Annotated in this window: 1 protein-coding gene; it reads left to right on the forward strand. The window is 64.6% G+C overall.

Annotation, left to right across the window (positions count from 1 at the left end):
* Nucleotides 1-256: 256 nt before the first annotated feature.
* Nucleotides 257-1,153 carry a tetratricopeptide repeat protein gene (locus tag FVW27_RS16475; protein ID WP_208294853.1) on the forward strand — a complete coding sequence of 299 codons (897 nt, stop codon included), beginning with the start codon at nt 257-259 and terminating at the stop codon, nt 1,151-1,153.
* Nucleotides 1,154-1,164: the final 11 nt, after the last annotated feature.

A 1,164-nucleotide genomic window follows, 5' to 3' on the forward strand; every position in this document is an offset into this window, starting at 1 on the left:
CGCATTCTGGCGGAGATGCGCGGGGCCTGATCCCGTTGGGGCGCCACGGCGAACGGCGCATGGCGCGGGCGTGGGCCTGCGCCGCAGGGAGGGGCGCGGCCTCAAGGCGTGGCGGTTGTTGCCGATATGTGAGAAAAGGGGGATAATGACAGCTGGTACGGTCGCGCGTGGCGCGGTCGGCCTGCCGCGCCCGGCATGAACCTGGTCCGGATACCCGGACGAATGCCAGACATGCGCCCCCTTACGGAGGCTTCAAATGACCGACGTGACCCGCGACGACCCCATCCCCACCGCTCCGGCGGCGCATGCCCCGCAGGGTAGCCAGCGCGGCAGGGAACGCATCAAGGGTGTGTTCTCGACGCAGGACGTGAAGAAGGTGGGCACCGGCACCACCACCCGCAAGACCATCCAGAAAGGCTTCTGGTACGCCGAAGAAACCGAGAAGGGGGATGTGGAAGTCCAGCCCCTGAACAACAACTATGTTCCCTCGGGTCCCAAGCGACTCATCAGCATGGACGAACTGCTGGAAAAGTTTGCCCCGGAGCCTGAATTCTACGTCCAGACCGTCTTTCCGCGCATGCGCGAGCTGAACAAGACCGTGGCCCGCGCCGACCGCCACCGCCAGAAGGGCGAGACCTTCAGCGCCGAATACGAGTACGGCAACGCCCTGCAGGTGGACGACGAGAACGTGCGCGCCAACTTCGGGCTTGGGCTGACCTATCTTTCGCGCGGCGAAACGGGCAAGGCCGATGATATCTTCGAACGGCTGGTGAAGCTGGAGGCCGCCTTTGACGAAGAGCACAAGCACCTCTTCAACGAATTCGGCATCAACCTGCGCAAGAACCAGATGTTCGACCAGGCCGTGGCCTACTACACGCGCGCCTTGGAACTGACCCGCAAGGACGAGAACCTGCACCTGAACATGGCCCGCGCCATGCTGGAGAAGAAGAACTTCACCGGTACGGTGGAGCATGTGCTGAAGGCGCTGGAAATCAACCCCGCCATCGATGCAGGGATCAAGTTCCTGCAATGGATGCAGGCCAAGAAGCTGGTGCCCGCCGAACAGCAGGACACCGTGCGCGAGGTGCTGGCGCGCATTGCCGGGGGCGGCAAGGCGCCGGCGGCCGACGACACGGGCGGAGGCGGGTCGTGAGCCCCGCCAGA

Origin of the sequence: Nitratidesulfovibrio liaohensis (assembly GCF_011682075.1) — a bacterium.
In the GTDB taxonomy this organism is placed as follows: Bacteria; Desulfobacterota; Desulfovibrionia; order Desulfovibrionales; family Desulfovibrionaceae; genus Cupidesulfovibrio; species Cupidesulfovibrio liaohensis.